This window comes from Sinorhizobium sp. 7-81 (genome assembly GCF_030124405.1).
Classification (GTDB): domain Bacteria; phylum Pseudomonadota; class Alphaproteobacteria; order Rhizobiales; family Rhizobiaceae; genus Sinorhizobium; species Sinorhizobium psoraleae.
Genome location: NZ_JASKLT010000009.1, coordinates 70,284 through 84,133 on the forward strand (window position 1 = coordinate 70,284; position 13,850 = coordinate 84,133).

General features: G+C 64.6%; 14 protein-coding genes. 12 read left to right on the forward strand and 2 right to left on the reverse strand.

Annotated elements, in window-relative coordinates; all coding sequences use genetic code 11:
* Positions 1-48 precede the first annotated feature (48 nt).
* From QN224_RS24635 to QN224_RS24660, 6 genes are all read left to right on the forward strand, one after another.
* Positions 49-924 carry a LysR family transcriptional regulator gene (locus QN224_RS24635; protein ID WP_283978761.1) on the forward strand — a complete coding sequence of 292 codons (876 nt, stop codon included), beginning with the start codon at positions 49-51 and terminating at the stop codon, positions 922-924.
* 106 nt (positions 925-1,030) lie between these two features.
* Positions 1,031-1,474, forward strand: a complete 444-nt coding sequence (gene msrB / locus QN224_RS24640) for a peptide-methionine (R)-S-oxide reductase MsrB (protein ID WP_283978762.1) — start codon at positions 1,031-1,033, stop codon at positions 1,472-1,474.
* Positions 1,475-1,981 carry a peptide-methionine (S)-S-oxide reductase MsrA gene (gene msrA / locus QN224_RS24645; protein WP_269282791.1) on the forward strand — a complete coding sequence of 169 codons (507 nt, stop codon included), beginning with the start codon at positions 1,475-1,477 and terminating at the stop codon, positions 1,979-1,981.
* A 344-nt stretch (positions 1,982-2,325) separates the two neighbouring features.
* Positions 2,326-3,054 carry a hypothetical protein gene (locus QN224_RS24650; protein WP_283978763.1) on the forward strand — a complete coding sequence of 243 codons (729 nt, stop codon included), beginning with the start codon at positions 2,326-2,328 and terminating at the stop codon, positions 3,052-3,054.
* 126 nt (positions 3,055-3,180) lie between these two features.
* The gene (locus QN224_RS24655) at positions 3,181-4,431 is read left to right on the forward strand and encodes a bifunctional alpha/beta hydrolase/OsmC family protein (protein WP_283978764.1); all 1,251 of its coding nucleotides are present in this window, start codon (positions 3,181-3,183) and stop codon (positions 4,429-4,431) included.
* A gap of 197 nt (positions 4,432-4,628) precedes the next feature.
* Entirely contained in the window at positions 4,629-5,438 is an 810-nt protein-coding gene (locus QN224_RS24660; protein ID WP_283978765.1) for a DUF1194 domain-containing protein, read from the forward strand.
* A gap of 54 nt (positions 5,439-5,492) precedes the next feature.
* On the opposite strand, the gene QN224_RS24665 is transcribed toward QN224_RS24660, so the two are convergent.
* Positions 5,493-7,079: a winged helix-turn-helix domain-containing tetratricopeptide repeat protein gene (locus QN224_RS24665; RefSeq protein ID WP_283978766.1), complete on the reverse strand. Its 1,587-nt coding sequence runs from the start codon at positions 7,077-7,079 to the stop codon at positions 5,493-5,495.
* 595 nt (positions 7,080-7,674) lie between these two features.
* On the opposite strand from QN224_RS24665, the gene QN224_RS24670 reads away from it, so the two are divergent.
* The 5 genes from QN224_RS24670 to QN224_RS24690 all read left to right on the forward strand — a co-directional run bounded on the left by QN224_RS24670 (position 7,675) and on the right by QN224_RS24690 (position 11,299).
* Entirely contained in the window at positions 7,675-8,427 is a 753-nt protein-coding gene (locus tag QN224_RS24670; RefSeq protein ID WP_283978767.1) for an SDR family oxidoreductase, read from the forward strand.
* 83 nt (positions 8,428-8,510) lie between these two features.
* A complete protein-coding gene (locus QN224_RS24675; RefSeq protein WP_173510031.1) occupies positions 8,511-8,924 on the forward strand; it encodes a cupin domain-containing protein in 414 nt (137 codons plus the stop codon).
* 94 nt (positions 8,925-9,018) lie between these two features.
* Positions 9,019-9,771 carry an SDR family oxidoreductase gene (locus QN224_RS24680; protein WP_283978768.1) on the forward strand — a complete coding sequence of 251 codons (753 nt, stop codon included), beginning with the start codon at positions 9,019-9,021 and terminating at the stop codon, positions 9,769-9,771.
* 329 nt (positions 9,772-10,100) lie between these two features.
* Positions 10,101-10,892, forward strand: a complete 792-nt coding sequence (locus QN224_RS24685) for a phosphotransferase (RefSeq protein ID WP_283978769.1) — start codon at positions 10,101-10,103, stop codon at positions 10,890-10,892.
* Positions 10,893-11,080: 188 nt separating this feature from the next.
* The gene (locus QN224_RS24690) at positions 11,081-11,299 is read left to right on the forward strand and encodes a hypothetical protein (protein WP_173510029.1); all 219 of its coding nucleotides are present in this window, start codon (positions 11,081-11,083) and stop codon (positions 11,297-11,299) included.
* A gap of 45 nt (positions 11,300-11,344) precedes the next feature.
* On the opposite strand, the gene QN224_RS24695 is transcribed toward QN224_RS24690, so the two are convergent.
* Positions 11,345-12,247, reverse strand: a complete 903-nt coding sequence (locus tag QN224_RS24695) for a LysR family transcriptional regulator (protein WP_283978771.1) — start codon at positions 12,245-12,247, stop codon at positions 11,345-11,347.
* Positions 12,248-12,405: 158 nt separating this feature from the next.
* Between QN224_RS24695 and QN224_RS24700 the strand changes: the two genes are divergently transcribed.
* The gene (locus QN224_RS24700) at positions 12,406-13,845 is read left to right on the forward strand and encodes an MFS transporter (RefSeq protein WP_283978872.1); all 1,440 of its coding nucleotides are present in this window, start codon (positions 12,406-12,408) and stop codon (positions 13,843-13,845) included.
* Positions 13,846-13,850 lie beyond the last annotated feature (5 nt).

Genomic DNA, 13,850 nt, shown 5'->3' on the forward strand with positions numbered 1-13,850 from the left:
CTTGCCGAGATCATGGCCGTTCAATCCAAGCCCAAGCGAGACCGATCCATGGACATCAATCAGGTCAGGTACTTTCTCAATCTGGCTGAAACATTGAACTTCACCGAAGCCGCGCGTCGAAGCGGTGTCTCGCAGCCCAGCCTCACGCGGGCAATCCAGCGCCTCGAGGAAGACTTGGGCAGTCCGCTGATCTATCGCGACGGCAAGGACAGCCGCCTGACAGCGCTCGGCCGCGACGTCCAGGCCGAGTTCATGCGGATTGAGCTCGCGCTTAGAAACGTGCGCGAGCATTCCGAAAGCACGGTGCTCGGCCGGCGCCGTATTCTCGATATCGCCGTAGCCCCGACCATCGGCCCCGCTGCATTTGCCGCATTCTTTGACGCCGCGCTTGGCGAGCTTCCTTCCGTGAAGATCAACATGCATCAGCTATTGGCCGGCGAAGGCGCGAACGAAGTGCTTTCCGGCAAGTATCACGCCTGTATCCTGCCGCGGGCGCCGCGCCCCAACCCCAAGCTCAACGTCGTGCCGCTCTTTCGCGAGCGGTTCCTCCTCGCCTGCGCGGAGAGCCATCCGCTGGCGGGCAAGGATGTCGTCAGCACCGAGGCGATCGCCGCCTATCCCTATATCGATCGCCTGGCCTGCGAGTTCCACACCGAGATCACCGAGCACCTGATGGACCATGATGCGGTCATGCAGCCGCGCTTCAGCGCCGACCGCGAGGACTGGGTCCAGCAGGTGGTCGCGGAGGGCCGTGCGATCTGCATCATGCCCGAGCGGTCCATCGTCGTGCAGGGCATCGTTACCCGTCCGGTCGAAGGGATTTCCCTGGAGCGCGAACTGGTATTTGTGACGGTCTCCGGTTCCGGCACACCGCTCGAGATCCGCAAGATCGCGCAGTCGGCGGCCCGGCACGACTGGTCATGAGCGGGTGCTGTCGCGCGGCTATGGAATCTATGCACACCCTATATTGGGAATCCTCAGGACGGATCGCCATATTCAGGCAACAAATCCAGCAACGGAGACAAGGGCAATGACCTATAGAAAAACCGACGAAGCGGTCAGAAAGCTTACGCCCGAGCAGTATCGGGTGACGCAGCAGAACGGCACCGAACGCCCCTTCACCGGGGAGTACACCGACAACAAAACGCCGGGAATCTATGTCGACATCGTTTCCGGCGAACCGCTGTTCGCCTCGGCCGACAAGTTCGATTCCGGCTGCGGCTGGCCGAGCTTTACCAAGCCGATCGTACCGGCAAACGTCAACGAACTCAGGGATAACTCGCATGGCATGATCCGCACCGAGGTGCGCTCGGTGCATGGCGACAGCCATCTCGGCCATGTGTTTCCCGACGGCCCTGAAGACCGGGGCGGACTGCGTTACTGCATCAATTCCGCCGCACTGCGCTTCATTCCGCGCGAGGAAATGGAGGCCGAGGGCTACGGCGCCTATATCAACCAGGTGGAGGATATCTGAATGACCAAGAGAGCTGTTTTGGCTGGTGGCTGCTTCTGGGGGATGCAGGATTTGATCCGCAAGCTCCCCGGCGTCATCGACACCCGCGTGGGCTACACCGGCGGCGATGTGCCGAATGCGACCTACCGCAATCACGGTACCCACGCCGAAGGCATCGAGATCGTCTTCGATCCCGAGAAGATCAGCTACAGGCGGATTCTGGAGTTCTTCTTCCAGATCCACGATCCGACCACGAAGAACCGACAGGGCAACGACATCGGCACCTCCTACCGCTCGGCGATCTACTATGTCGACGACGAGCAGAAGCGGATTGCCGAGGACACGATTGCAGACGTCGAGGCCTCGGGCCTGTGGCCGGGCAAGGTCGTGACCGAAGTCGAGCCGGTGGGAGACTTCTGGGAGGCGGAGCCGGAGCACCAGGATTACCTGGAGAACTATCCCAGCGGCTACACCTGCCACTTCCCGCGCCCCGACTGGGTGCTGCCCCGGCGGTCAGCGGCCGAGTAACCGGCCGCCTCTGGCCGCGGCGTTTCTTGCCTCGGTCATAGCTGCTCATCGAGGCAGCCCGGAAGCGCGTTCAGGCTGAACGCGCTTCCGTCAGCATGTCCATCACCATGACGTCGCTCATTGAGAGCGCCTGCACTTCCAAGGCGAACAAGATCGCCGAAGCGATTGAAGTGCTGTCCGTCCAAAAAAGATTTGAGGCACAAAAGGTGCTATCCTCGGCCCATTCACGTTCAGGAGCCGCCTCTTGCAATATCCGAGCGGATTCCACGTTGGAAGCCGCGGAGTACGTACCCCGCCTGCAAGCGCCCAAATAGTCGTCGCGATCCCAATTGAGGAGAAGATCGATGCATGGCAAGTTGCACCCGCTGCTGCAAGAGGCTCTGGAAGCGCATGGCGGGCACGACCGCTGGCGCAAGTCCAAGGGTATTGCCTCAACGATACTGAGCGGTGGAAAGCTATGGGAGCTGAAAGGCGCTCCTTTGATCCCTGTGCCGCGGCGTGCAACAAGCGAGTTCCACCGGCAGTGGACCCGAGTTACTCCCTTTGGAGAACCGGATTGGACGATGATCTGGACTCCCGAGCGTGTGGAGATCACCGCCGGAGATGGCGCTGTTATCGCCGAGCGAAACAACGGACGTGAAGCGTTTGATCGCAGCTTCAACGGACAATGGGACCCGCTGAACCTCGCCTACTTCAACGGCTATGCCATGTGGACGTATCATGCGACGCCGTTCGTTTTCGGCGAGCCCGGCTATGAAGCTCGCGACATTGCCCCGATCGAGAACGAAGGTGAGACGCTCCGCGGCGTAGCCGTCCAGTTTCCCGAAGGCGTACACAGCCACACGCGGGAACAGCGCTTCTACTTCGGCTCGGATGGGCTGCTGCGCCGTCACGATTATACGGTTGATGTGTGGGCGGACACGCCGGCTGCGCACTTCATATCTGATTACGTCAACGTTGACGGGCTGAAGTACCCGACCCGCCGCAGCGTGTTCACACTCAAGCCGGATCGCACACTCGACCGCGATTTCAACGCCGTCACGATCGAGCTATCGGATTACGCGCTGTTCTGAAATGATGCTGCCGCGATTGCCGGTCCTGTACAGCAACGGTTTCCCGTCAGGAATTGCGTAGTTTCAAAGCGTTAGATCATTTCACTGTTTCAACGAAAAAATGATCTTGAGCGAAGGAGCGTCACCATGGCTTTCAACACGCAACGGCTTCAATTTGCCGGCCATTCCGGTGCAACGCTCGCCGCCCGCCTCGACCTGCCCAACGGGCCCTTGCGCGGCTACGCGCTTTTTGCCCATTGCTTCACCTGTTCGAAGGATCTGGCGGCGGCGCGCCGCATTGCGGCGGAGCTTGCGCGCGAAGGCATAGCCGTGCTGCGCTTCGATTTCACCGGCCTCGGATCGAGCGAGGGCGAATTCGCCTCGACAAATTTCTCCTCCAACGTCGCCGACCTTCTTTCGGCCGCCGACTATCTCCGTCAACACTATCAGGCACCGTCGCTGCTGATCGGCCACTCGCTCGGCGGCGCAGCGGTCCTGGCCGTCGCCGGCAACATTCCCGAGGTGCGTGCCGTTGCCACGATCGGCGCGCCGGCCGATGTCGGCCATGTGCTGAAGAATTTCGGAACGAGCCTCGAGGAGATCGAGAAAAACGGCGCGGCCGACGTCGACCTCGCCGGGCGTACGTTTCTTGTCAGGAAGCAGTTTGTCGAGGACGCGCGTGCACAGCGCATCAGGGACGCTGTCGCGAGCCTGAAAAAACCGCTCCTCATCCTTCACGCGCCGCTGGACCAGACGGTGGGCATCGAGAACGCCAACGAAATCTTCCTCGCGGCCAAACATCCCAAGAGCTTCGTTTCGCTGGACAAGGCCGACCACCTGCTCACCGACCCTGAAGACGCGGCCTTCGCCGGACGGGTCATTACGGGATGGATGACGCGTTATCTCGCCGCCGACGCGCCGCAGGGGACCGAGCCGATCGAACATGTCCGCGTGATGGAAACCGGCGAAGGCAAGTTTCAGAACGCGGTTCAGGCAGGCGGTCATCGGCTTTTCGCCGACGAACCTGAAAACGTCGGCGGGCTCGATTCCGGACCCTCGCCCTACGACTTCCTGTCGATCGCGCTCGGCGCCTGCACCTCGATGACGCTGCGCCTCTACGCCGATCACAAGAAGCTGACGCTCGGGCGCATCGGCGTAGACGTCTCCCATGCCAAGATCCATGCCAGGGACTGCGAGGAGTGCACCGAAGCGGAACGCAGCGGCGGCGCCAGGATCGACCATTTCGAGCGTGTCATTTCCGTCGATGGCGAGGTCTCCGAAGAGCTTCGCGGCAAGATCGCCGAAATTGCCGGCAAATGCCCGGTCCATCGCACGCTCGAAGCCGTGGCGAAGGTAAAAACCGTCGTGAAATCAGGCCCCCAGGCGACGGAACGATAGCTTCGGCCACCGAGATGGGGTGGTTGCCGCCTTCCCCCGGAACGGCATCGCAGGTGGTTTCGGTTCAAGGACCATGCGGGCGGCTAACGCGACCCGGTGATCCTGTGGTACTCTCTTGCTACTGCATGTTTCCTTAAATCGTAGCCGCGCGTCGGATAAGACGCGGCGCTGTAGGACATGATGAGGGGGCTGATGCGATGTTGCGCGTGTTGGCGTTGATCCTGTTTCTCACTGGAATCCCGATGCAGGCGGACGCCGCACCTCCGGATGCGGCGTCTTCGGATGTCGACCTGGAACTCGTGCTGGCGGTCGACATGTCGGGCTCGATGGACATGGAGGAGGCGCGTGTGCAGCGCCTCGGCTACCTGGAGGCACTCAGACACCCGGACTTCATCAATGCCATCAAGGGCGGTTACCTGGGGCGTATTGCCATCGGTTATTTTGAATGGGCGGGGCTGGTGAACGAAGCGTCGGTGCTGGCCTGGCAGGTGATCGACGACGCCGAGGACGCCGAAGCCTTCGCCGCCCGGCTCGAAGCCCGCCCGGTCGGCACCCGGCGCGGCACCTCGATCTCCAACGCGATCCTGTTCGGGACCAACCTGATCGAGTCCAATGCCTACTCCGGTGTGCGCCGCGTCCTTGATCTTTCCGGCGACGGCCACAACAACGTCGGACCGCCGGTCGCGCCCGCGCGTGCTGCCGCCCTGGAGCGCGGGATCGTCATCAACGGATTGGCGATCCTCATCAGGCCCTCCAATTCGGGCGTTCCGCTTGATCAGTACTATTCGGAATGCGTCATCGGCGGCCCGGGCTCCTTCATGATTCCCGTACACGAGGCGGAGGACTTTGGCATCGCCGTTCGCCAGAAGCTGCTCCTGGAGGTAAGCGGCCGCACGCCTGCCTGGAGCCTGCGGCGAGCCGCTGCCATATCCCCGGTCGATTGCCTGTTCGGCGAGAAGCTCAATCCGAACTTCATCGAGCGGGTGTTTCCGGAACTGAATCGGTAGATCGGAGGCAGATTTCGGCGATCACGATCCAGAAGAGCGGAACCCGCGGCGGGTTCACTCCGGCAGCCCGGCCAGTCGCAGGCCGTCCGCGAAGCGCGCGAGATCTTCCGGGCGATGGATCGGCAGCCAGTCCTTGAGGTTGGAGACGCGGAGCGACGGGTCGAGCGCGCGCAGGCGCTGCATCGCCTGCCGGGCTTCGTCGCTGCGCCCGGCAAGCGCGTGGCTCGCCGCCACCACGGCGACCGCTATCAGCAGGCTGGGGAGGTTCCCCAGCGCCTTCTCGGCCCAGGCCGACGCGGAATCGAAGCGCCCGGCGAAGAAGTGCGCGAGCGCCGTCCCGGCCTGCATCCGGAAAATCTCCGGGTCCAGCGGGCTCAGGCGAACGGCATGGGCGAAATTCTCTATCGCGCTCTCCGTTTCACCACGGAAAACGCGCAGGAAGCCGCCGAGGAACCAGGCGGGAGCGAGGTTGGGATTGAGCAGCCGTGCCCGGTCGATGAGCGCGATGCCACCGTCGAGGTCGCCCGCGAGATGGCCGAGCGCGTGCCCGCCTCTTGTCAGCGCCACCGCATCGTCCCGGCCAAGTTCCACCGCCAGCCGAGCAAGGCGCGCGCCCTCGGCGATCTCCCGGGCCCGGTCGGTTGTCCAACCATTCACCTTACGCCAGAAATGGCACCAGGCCGCCGCGGCATAGGCCGAAGCGAATTCCGGATCGAGTTCGGTCGCCTTGTAGAACAGGGGCAGCGCCGCCTCGATCGCTTCGCGGGTCCCGCTGTGCAGCTTCGCCATCCCGCGCAGGTAATAGTCGTAGGCGTCGAGGTTTTCCGTCGGCTTGCGCTTGGCGCGTTCGATCTCCGCCCGTTCGAGCTGTGGCGCGATCGCACCGACGACACTTTCGGCCATCTGGTCCTGCAGTTCGAAGATGTCGTCGAGCGTGCCTTCGAAGCGCTCTGCCCAGAGATGCGTCCCGGTCGTGGCGTCGATGAGCTGTCCGGTGATACGCAGCTTGTTGCCGGACTTGCGCACGCTGCCTTCCAGCACGTAGCGCACGCCAAGCTCCTGGCCAACTTCCTTCACATCCACCGCACGGCCCTTGTAGGTAAAGCTCGAATTGCGGGCGATCACGAACAGCCAGCGGATGCGCGACAGGGCCGCGATGATGTCCTCCACCACGCCGTCGGCGAAATAGTCCTGCTCCGGATCGCCGCTGAGATTGAGGAACGGCAGGACGGTAATGGAGGGCTTCTCCGGAAGGACGAGCGCGGCCGGCGGCGGTTCCTTCTGCTCCGGCGCCGCCTGTTCGACGACGAGCTGTCGCGTTTCCCCGATCTCGCCTCCCCTGATCTCGCCGACAAAGCGGAAGCCCTTGCGGGCGACCGTCCGGACGAGCCGCTGCTCTTCGCCACTGTCGCCGATTGCCTTGCGAACCGCGTTGATGTGGCTGGTGATCGTCGATTCCGAGACGATCCGGCCGCCCCACACCGCCTGGAGCAGGTCGTCCTTGCTGACTACGCGGTCGCGATTCCTGACGAGATGCAGCAACAGGTCGAAGACCTGCGGCCCGACTGCCACGACTTGCCCGCGCAGAGTCAATTCGCGGCGCTCCGGATCGAGCACGTAGTCTCCAAACACGAACTGCACGTCGCTATCCCCTGACGAATGCTTCCGTCCCTTGATAGCACGCCTTGCCGTGCTTAGGGCGATTCCAGGAAACGTGTGTAGCGGTTTCAGTCGCAGCTTCAAAGGCAAGAGCATCCGGTGCCCATCGAGCGACAGCACGTAATTGGGTTCGGCAGATGCTTTTTCGTCCTCATCAAATTAGCTGAGCCGTAACGCACGGCCGTCCCCATCCTCCCTCATTCCTGTGCTCGTCACAGGAATCCAGCGCGCCCAAGTCCTTGGGCGCGGGAGAATCGTACGTGCAACTGAAGCGAAACTACAACTGTGACAGCATCTGTATTGCCGCGAGACGGAGTCACGGCGCGGACGCGCCGTGGCTGGATTCCTGTGACAAGCACAGGAATGAGGTTGGGAGGAGAACCTAGCCGTACGCAACCGACGAGGAGCAGTACGCTGCTGTCGTACAATGTGCCCAGCCGGCAAGCACCCTTGGACGAATAACCAAGCTTCCCTCAAGCTCAATTCGAGCCCGCCGCAAGGACTTCCCCGACAGGTGCAGGCACTCTCCGTGCACATCGACGGCAATGGTTGCGGTCGGGAGAAAGGGAGAGAAGCCATGAAGATCGTCGTCATCGGAGGCACCGGCCTCATCGGATCGAAACTTGTGAAGAACCTTCGCGAGCGCGGCCACGACCTGCTCGCAGCCGCGCCCACCACGGGCGTTAACACCATCACCCGCGAGGGGTTGGCCGAAGCGCTCGACGGCGCCGATATCGTCGTCGACGTGGCGAATGCACCGGTGTGGGAAGACAAGGCCGTGCTCGAGTTTTTCGAGACGTCGGGCCGGAACCTCCTGGCTGCGGAAGCCGCCGCCGGCGTCCGTCACCACGTTGCCCTGTCGGTCGTCGGCAGCGAACGGCTTCCCGACAACGGCTATTTCCGGGCGAAGGTCGCGCAGGAAAATCTCATCAAGGCATCCGGCATTCCCTACACCATCCTGCGTGCCACGCAGTTCTTCGAGTTCGTCGGCGGCATTGCCCAATCGGGCACGGTCGGCGAGGAAATCCGCCTGTCGCCGGCGCTGTTTCAGCCGATCGCGTCCGACGACGTGGTGGCAGCACTTGCCGATGTCACGGTCGCGCCGCCCGTCAACGGCACGGTCGAAGTCGCCGGTCCCGAGGCCATACCGCTCGACGAAGTGGTCAGGCGCTTCCTCAGCGCAACGCAGGACACGCGCAAGGTGGTGCCGGACGTCCACGCACGCTACTTCGGCTCCGTTCTCGACGATCAATCGCTGACCCCCGGCAAGAGCCCGCGCCTGGGTGCGATCCGGTTCGAGGACTGGCTCGGCCAGCAAGCCTCGCGCTGACGCGGGCGATGGGCAAATCAGAAAAAATAGCCCGGAACCGGGCCGGAACTTCACGACAGATCCCCCCTCGAAGGAGAATTGCCATGCTTAAACGATTTCTCTCGGCCGCTGCCTTCGCAGCGCTCTCGATCTCCGCGGCTTCGGCAGGCGACCGGCCCGCGGGCAAGGTGACGGTCGTCTTCGACCACGCGCTCCCTAACGTCCCTGGCAAGAGCATGAAGGGCGTGCTCGTCGAATACGGGCCGGGTGGCGGATCACCCGCCCACACGCACCCCAAGTCCGCCTTCATCTATGCGACGGTTCTCGAGGGCGCGATCCGCAGCAGCGTCAACGGCTCACCGGAAAAGGTCTACCATGTCGGCGAAAACTTCTACGAAGACCCAGGCTCTCATCATGAGGTAAGCGCGAATGCCAGCGACACGGAGCCTGCGCGGCTGCTGGCGGTGTTTGTCGTCGACACCGACGAAAAGGAAATCACCACGCCGATCAAGGAGTGAGCCGCCGGAACCACTCACCGAGCGCAACAGTCCCGGCGGCTCCCGGCCGTTTCGGGACTGCCGCATCCCGTCGACATTCAACCAGGACAGAAAAATGGATTCACTTCAAGACAAGGTCGCCATCGTCACCGGCGGAAGCTCCGGGATCGGCCGCGCTGCTGCGCTTTCACTCGCGAGACGCGGCGCAAAAGTTCTGATCACCGGGAGAAGACAGTCCGCGGTCGACGCGGTCTGCGCTTTGTCCGAAAACATCGGCGGCATCGTCGCGGATGTCGCCAACGCCGATGATGCGGCGCGCACCATTGCCGCGGCGGCCGATCGCTGGGGTAGCCTCGACCTGCTCGTCAACAATGCCGGCGCCGGCGCGATCATGCCCCTTTCCGACGCAACGGCGGAACGCATCGCCGCGATATTCGCCGTCAACGTCACCGGCCCGAGCCTGCTTGCCGCTGCCGCCCTTCCCCTCCTCCGGGCGAGCAAAGGCGCGATTATCAACATCTCCAGCACCTACGGCCACAAGGCTGCGGCCGGTCTTTCCCACTATGCCGCCAGCAAGGCAGCGCTGGAGCACCTCACGCGCTGCTGGGCACTTGAGCTCGCCCCGGACGGCATCCGCGTCAACGCGATCTCCGCCGGCCCCACCGAATCCGGCGCACTCACGGGCATGATGGGCCTTTCCGCCGAACAGGCGGCCGAGGTCAAGTCGCACGAGCGAGACATGATCCCGCTGAAGAGACGCGGCGAACCGGACGACATCGCCCGCTGGATCGCCATGTTCGCCGATCCGGGCACGGCTTGGGCAACCGGCCAGATCCTGAGCGTCGACGGCGGGCTGTCGGTCGCCTAGCGCAATTCCAAGGCGTGCAACCGTTTTCCTCCGGAATTGCATCGTTCCGAACGGTTGGATCATTTCTGGAAGGTCCACGGGAAGCGGCCTGCGCCACATGGCACTGGCCGCTGCCCGCAACACCTTTCGCCAAGCCGCGCCCCCCACGATGCCGCGCGTCTTATCAAACCCGCAAGGGAGGTTCCGGCCGGGGTGGCGGCTGGTTCTCCGGCTAGATCTGGTCACTCGCGCGGGAGAGCTGAGCGGACGATCGCGTCTCCACGCCGCCGCAACGGGAATTGGCGGAAACCGCCCTTCCCCTCACCCGTACGGCTGCTATCATCCGCGGGATGACCAAGGAAGCCGAAGCCACGTCGCTCGCCGGCGGCGAGAGAACCGTTGTCAGCCGACGAGGCGGGGTCGTCATCCGCGAGACGGGCCCATGGGCTCCTTCGGTCCATTCCCTGCTGCGCCATCTTGAGGATGCCGGCTTCGCCGGTGCGCCTCGCGTCGTCGGAGACGGCTTTGACGAGCAGGGCCGCGAAGTCCTCACCTATATCGAAGGCGATGTCATCAATCCGGCCCCCTGGTCGGACGAGGCTGTTCACGCGCTTGGCGGCCTCATGCGCCGGCTGCACGATGCGACCGCCTCCTTTCGGCCTCCGGCAGATGCGCTCTGGCGCCCCTGGTTTGGCCGGAACGTCGGCACGCCGGACAGCGTCGGGCACTGCGATGCCGCCCCCTGGAACGTGGTTTCGCGAAACGGCAAGCCGGTAGCGCTGATCGACTGGGAGGCGGCCGGCCCCGTCGACCGGCTCACCGAGATCGCCATGGCCGCCTGGAACAACGCCCAACTCTATGACGACGACGTCGCGGAGATGAACGGCCTGCCCGATGCCAAGCGCCGCGTGCGCCAGGTGCGCATCTTCGCCGACGGCTACGGACTACCAGCCGGCGAGCGCCACCGGCTCGGCTACAGGATCATCGCGTTCGCAGCCGAGAGCGCTGCGAACGAGGTGGTCGAACAGCAGATCACGCCCGAAACCGAAATCGCCCCGCGCGTCTGGGGCATCGCCTGGCAGACGCGCGGCGTCGCCTGGCTCATCCGCAACCGTGAGGCATTGGAGAAGGCGTTGATGTGAGACGGATCGGATGGCGGTAAGGTGCCGACGCGAAGGGGGCCGTCGCGGGCATTACATCCATTCGTCACGACTTCCGGGTAGCCTGTAACGGGAGGGTTCTGGCGGCTCCATCGTTTTGCCGCACAACCTGACGCCACGCGCCTCGACGACAGCACGGGCAAGTGGCGCGGGTCAACCGAGGATGAAAAATGAGCAAGTCTGCCAACCTGGCTCTAGCAGCCCTCTTCGCGGCAACGATCGCCGCCGGCGCCTCTCCTGCATTTGCAGCGGGAAGCTACTACAAGGGCATATCGGCAACGCGCATCAATGACGGACACCGGAGCGGCAAATTCAACCCCGGAGCCAAAGGGGTGAACAAGCCGCCGCCGAGAAACGGCGCGTACTACAAAGGCATTTTCCGCAGGTAGGAACGGGAAAAGCCCCCGGCGACCGTGCTCCAACGCGCCTGCCGCTCAATCCGCTCTCTGCCCCGCGCAAACGTCGCGCACACATGCGCGCAGCCAGCGATGCGCCGGGTCGGCGTCGAGGCGCGGGTGCCAGAGCATGGAAACGGTGATCTCCCGCGCGAAGACCGGCAAGGGAAAACTGTGCATGCCGGCCCGGAGCGCTCCCGTATGCCGCTCGGGAACGCTGGCGATCAGGTCGGTGGCGCTGGCGAGCGCGAGTGCGGCGGCAAAGCCGCCGACGATCGTGACGATCTCGCGCTTGAGCCCGAGTGCCTCCAGCGCCTCGTCGAGCGGCCCCTTGTCGAGGCCGCGCCGCGAGACGAGCACATGCCTGCCGGCGGCATAGCGGGCGGGCGTCACCTCGCCCTCGCAAAGCGGGTGCCCCAGCCGCACGACGCCGACGAACCGGTCGCGGAACAGCGCCTGGGTGCGCACCTCCGGACTGATCGTCTCGCCCACCACGCCGGTCTCGAGGTCGACGGTCGCCTTGCGAAGCGGCCCGCTGTCCCTGTCCGGTTTCGGCACGAAACGCAGCCGTACGCCGGCCGCTTCCCGGCCGACGCGGGCGATCAGGTCCGGCCCGAAATTCTCCACGAAACCGTCGCTGGTCCTGAGCGTGAAGGTTCTGGCCAGCCGGTCGAGGTCGAGCTTTTCCTGCGGCCTCAAAACCGCCTCCGCCTCCTCTACGAGCCGGCCGACCCGCTCGCCGAGTTCGAGCGCGCGGGGCGTCGGCACAAGGCCGCGCCCTGCCCGGACCAGCAGCGGATCGCCCGTCGCCTGGCGCAGCCGCGCCAGCGCCCGGCTCATCGCCGATGGGCTGAGCCGCAGCCGCCTGGCCGCGCGGGCAACGCTGCCTTCCGATAGCAGCACATCGAGGGTGGCAAGAAGATTGAGGTCAGGTTTCGACATGCGCCGACTATAGCCCATGGTGACATGGCGTCAAACGCACGAATGAAGTGCAAATGATGCGCATTCCGCCATGGTTCGCGAAGGACTACCTTTTCCGCAACCCCCAAACGCAGGAAACGGAGTTCATAGCAATGTCGATCACGACACGGCCAGCCGGGATGGTCCCCGAAACAGGCGCCGGAACGGGCGAGCGGACGCCCTCCTTTCGCTGGGCGCTCGCCGCCCTTTCCCTCTCGATGCTGCTCTCTTCGCTCGGCACCAGCATCGCCAATGTCGGCCTGCCGGCGCTGGCTGAGGCGTTCGACGCCTCGTTCCAGGAGGTCCAGTGGATCGTGCTTGCCTATCTGCTCGCCATCACCACGCTCATCGCCAGCGTCGGGCGGCTCGGCGATATGGTCGGCCGCCGCCGGCTGCTGCTTTCCGGCATCGCGCTCTTTACCGCAGCCTCCGCCCTTTGCGGCATCGCGCCCACGCTTTCAATGCTGATCGCGGCGCGGGCGGCGCAGGGTCTCGGCGCGGCGGTCATGATGGCGCTTGCCATGGCGCTCGTCGGCGAGACGGTACCGAAGGCAAGGACCGGCAGCGCCATGGGGCTGCTCGGAACGACGTCCGCGATCGGCACCGCCCTCGGCCCCTCGCTCGGCGGCCTCCTGATCTCCGGCCTCGGCTGGCGGGCGATCTTCCTCGCCGGCGTGCCGCTCGGCATTCTGACGATCGTCATCGCGTTTTGCGCCCTGCCCGTGGATCACAAGCGGCGTGATGGCACGCGGCCGGGCTTCGACACCCTCGGCACGTTGCTGCTGGCGCTGACGCTTGCGGCCTATGCGCTCGCCATGACGATCGGACGCGGAAGTTTTGGCCCGCTCAGCATGAGCTTCCTGCTGATCGCGATCGTCGCAGGTGCCCTCTTCGTGTTCGTCGAGGCTAGAACCGCCTCGCCCCTGCTCCGGCTGACGATGTTCCGCGATCCGGTGCTCTCCGCCGGCTTGGCCGTGAGCGCGCTGGTCTCGACGGTGATGATGGCGACGCTGGTGGTCGGGCCGTTCTACCTCTCCCATGGGCTCGGGCTCGATGCGGCCCGCGTCGGCCTCGTCATGTCCGCCGGCCCGCTGGTCGCGGCACTCGCGGGCGTGCCCGCCGGCCGCCTGGTCGACCGGCTCGGCGCGCAGCCGATGACCGTCGCCGGGCTTGCCGCGATCGCCGCCGGCGCCTTCCTCCTCTCCCTCATTCCGGCCGGGTTCGGCATTGCCGGTTATATCGCGCCCATCGTCACCGTGACCGCCGGCTATGCGCTGTTCCAGGCCGCCAACAACACAGCCGTCATGAAGGATGTCGGATCGGGCGAGCGAGGCATCATCTCCGGCATGCTCAACCTTTCCCGCAATCTCGGCCTCGTCACCGGCGCCTCCTTCATGGGAGCGGTCTTCGCGCTCGCCTCAGGCGCAAGCGAGATCGCCACGGCATCCCCCGAGGCGGTCGCCACCGGCATGCGCATCACCTTCGCCGTCGCCGCAGTCCTGATCGTCGCCGCACTCGTCGTCGCGGTCACCAGCCGCGCCTTCGCAAACCGCACTGCGGTTCCGGGTGACGTAACATAAGCCGC

What these genes read in the sequence shown, in the direction of transcription:
- QN224_RS24635 (WP_283978761.1), top strand. Translation starts at nt 49, where the DNA reads ATGGACATCAATCAGGTCAGGTACTTTCTCAATCTGGCTGAAACATTG.
- msrB (WP_283978762.1), top strand. Translation starts at nt 1,031, where the DNA reads ATGACCTATAGAAAAACCGACGAAGCGGTCAGAAAGCTTACGCCCGAG.
- msrA (WP_269282791.1), top strand. Translation starts at nt 1,475, where the DNA reads ATGACCAAGAGAGCTGTTTTGGCTGGTGGCTGCTTCTGGGGGATGCAG.
- QN224_RS24650 (WP_283978763.1), top strand. Translation starts at nt 2,326, where the DNA reads ATGCATGGCAAGTTGCACCCGCTGCTGCAAGAGGCTCTGGAAGCGCAT.
- QN224_RS24655 (WP_283978764.1), top strand. Translation starts at nt 3,181, where the DNA reads ATGGCTTTCAACACGCAACGGCTTCAATTTGCCGGCCATTCCGGTGCA.
- QN224_RS24660 (WP_283978765.1), top strand. Translation starts at nt 4,629, where the DNA reads ATGTTGCGCGTGTTGGCGTTGATCCTGTTTCTCACTGGAATCCCGATG.
- QN224_RS24670 (WP_283978767.1), top strand. Translation starts at nt 7,675, where the DNA reads ATGAAGATCGTCGTCATCGGAGGCACCGGCCTCATCGGATCGAAACTT.
- QN224_RS24675 (WP_173510031.1), top strand. Translation starts at nt 8,511, where the DNA reads ATGCTTAAACGATTTCTCTCGGCCGCTGCCTTCGCAGCGCTCTCGATC.
- QN224_RS24680 (WP_283978768.1), top strand. Translation starts at nt 9,019, where the DNA reads ATGGATTCACTTCAAGACAAGGTCGCCATCGTCACCGGCGGAAGCTCC.
- QN224_RS24685 (WP_283978769.1), top strand. Translation starts at nt 10,101, where the DNA reads ATGACCAAGGAAGCCGAAGCCACGTCGCTCGCCGGCGGCGAGAGAACC.
- QN224_RS24690 (WP_173510029.1), top strand. Translation starts at nt 11,081, where the DNA reads ATGAGCAAGTCTGCCAACCTGGCTCTAGCAGCCCTCTTCGCGGCAACG.
- QN224_RS24695 (WP_283978771.1), bottom strand. Translation starts at nt 12,247, where the DNA reads ATGTCGAAACCTGACCTCAATCTTCTTGCCACCCTCGATGTGCTGCTA.
- QN224_RS24700 (WP_283978872.1), top strand. Translation starts at nt 12,406, where the DNA reads ATGGTCCCCGAAACAGGCGCCGGAACGGGCGAGCGGACGCCCTCCTTT.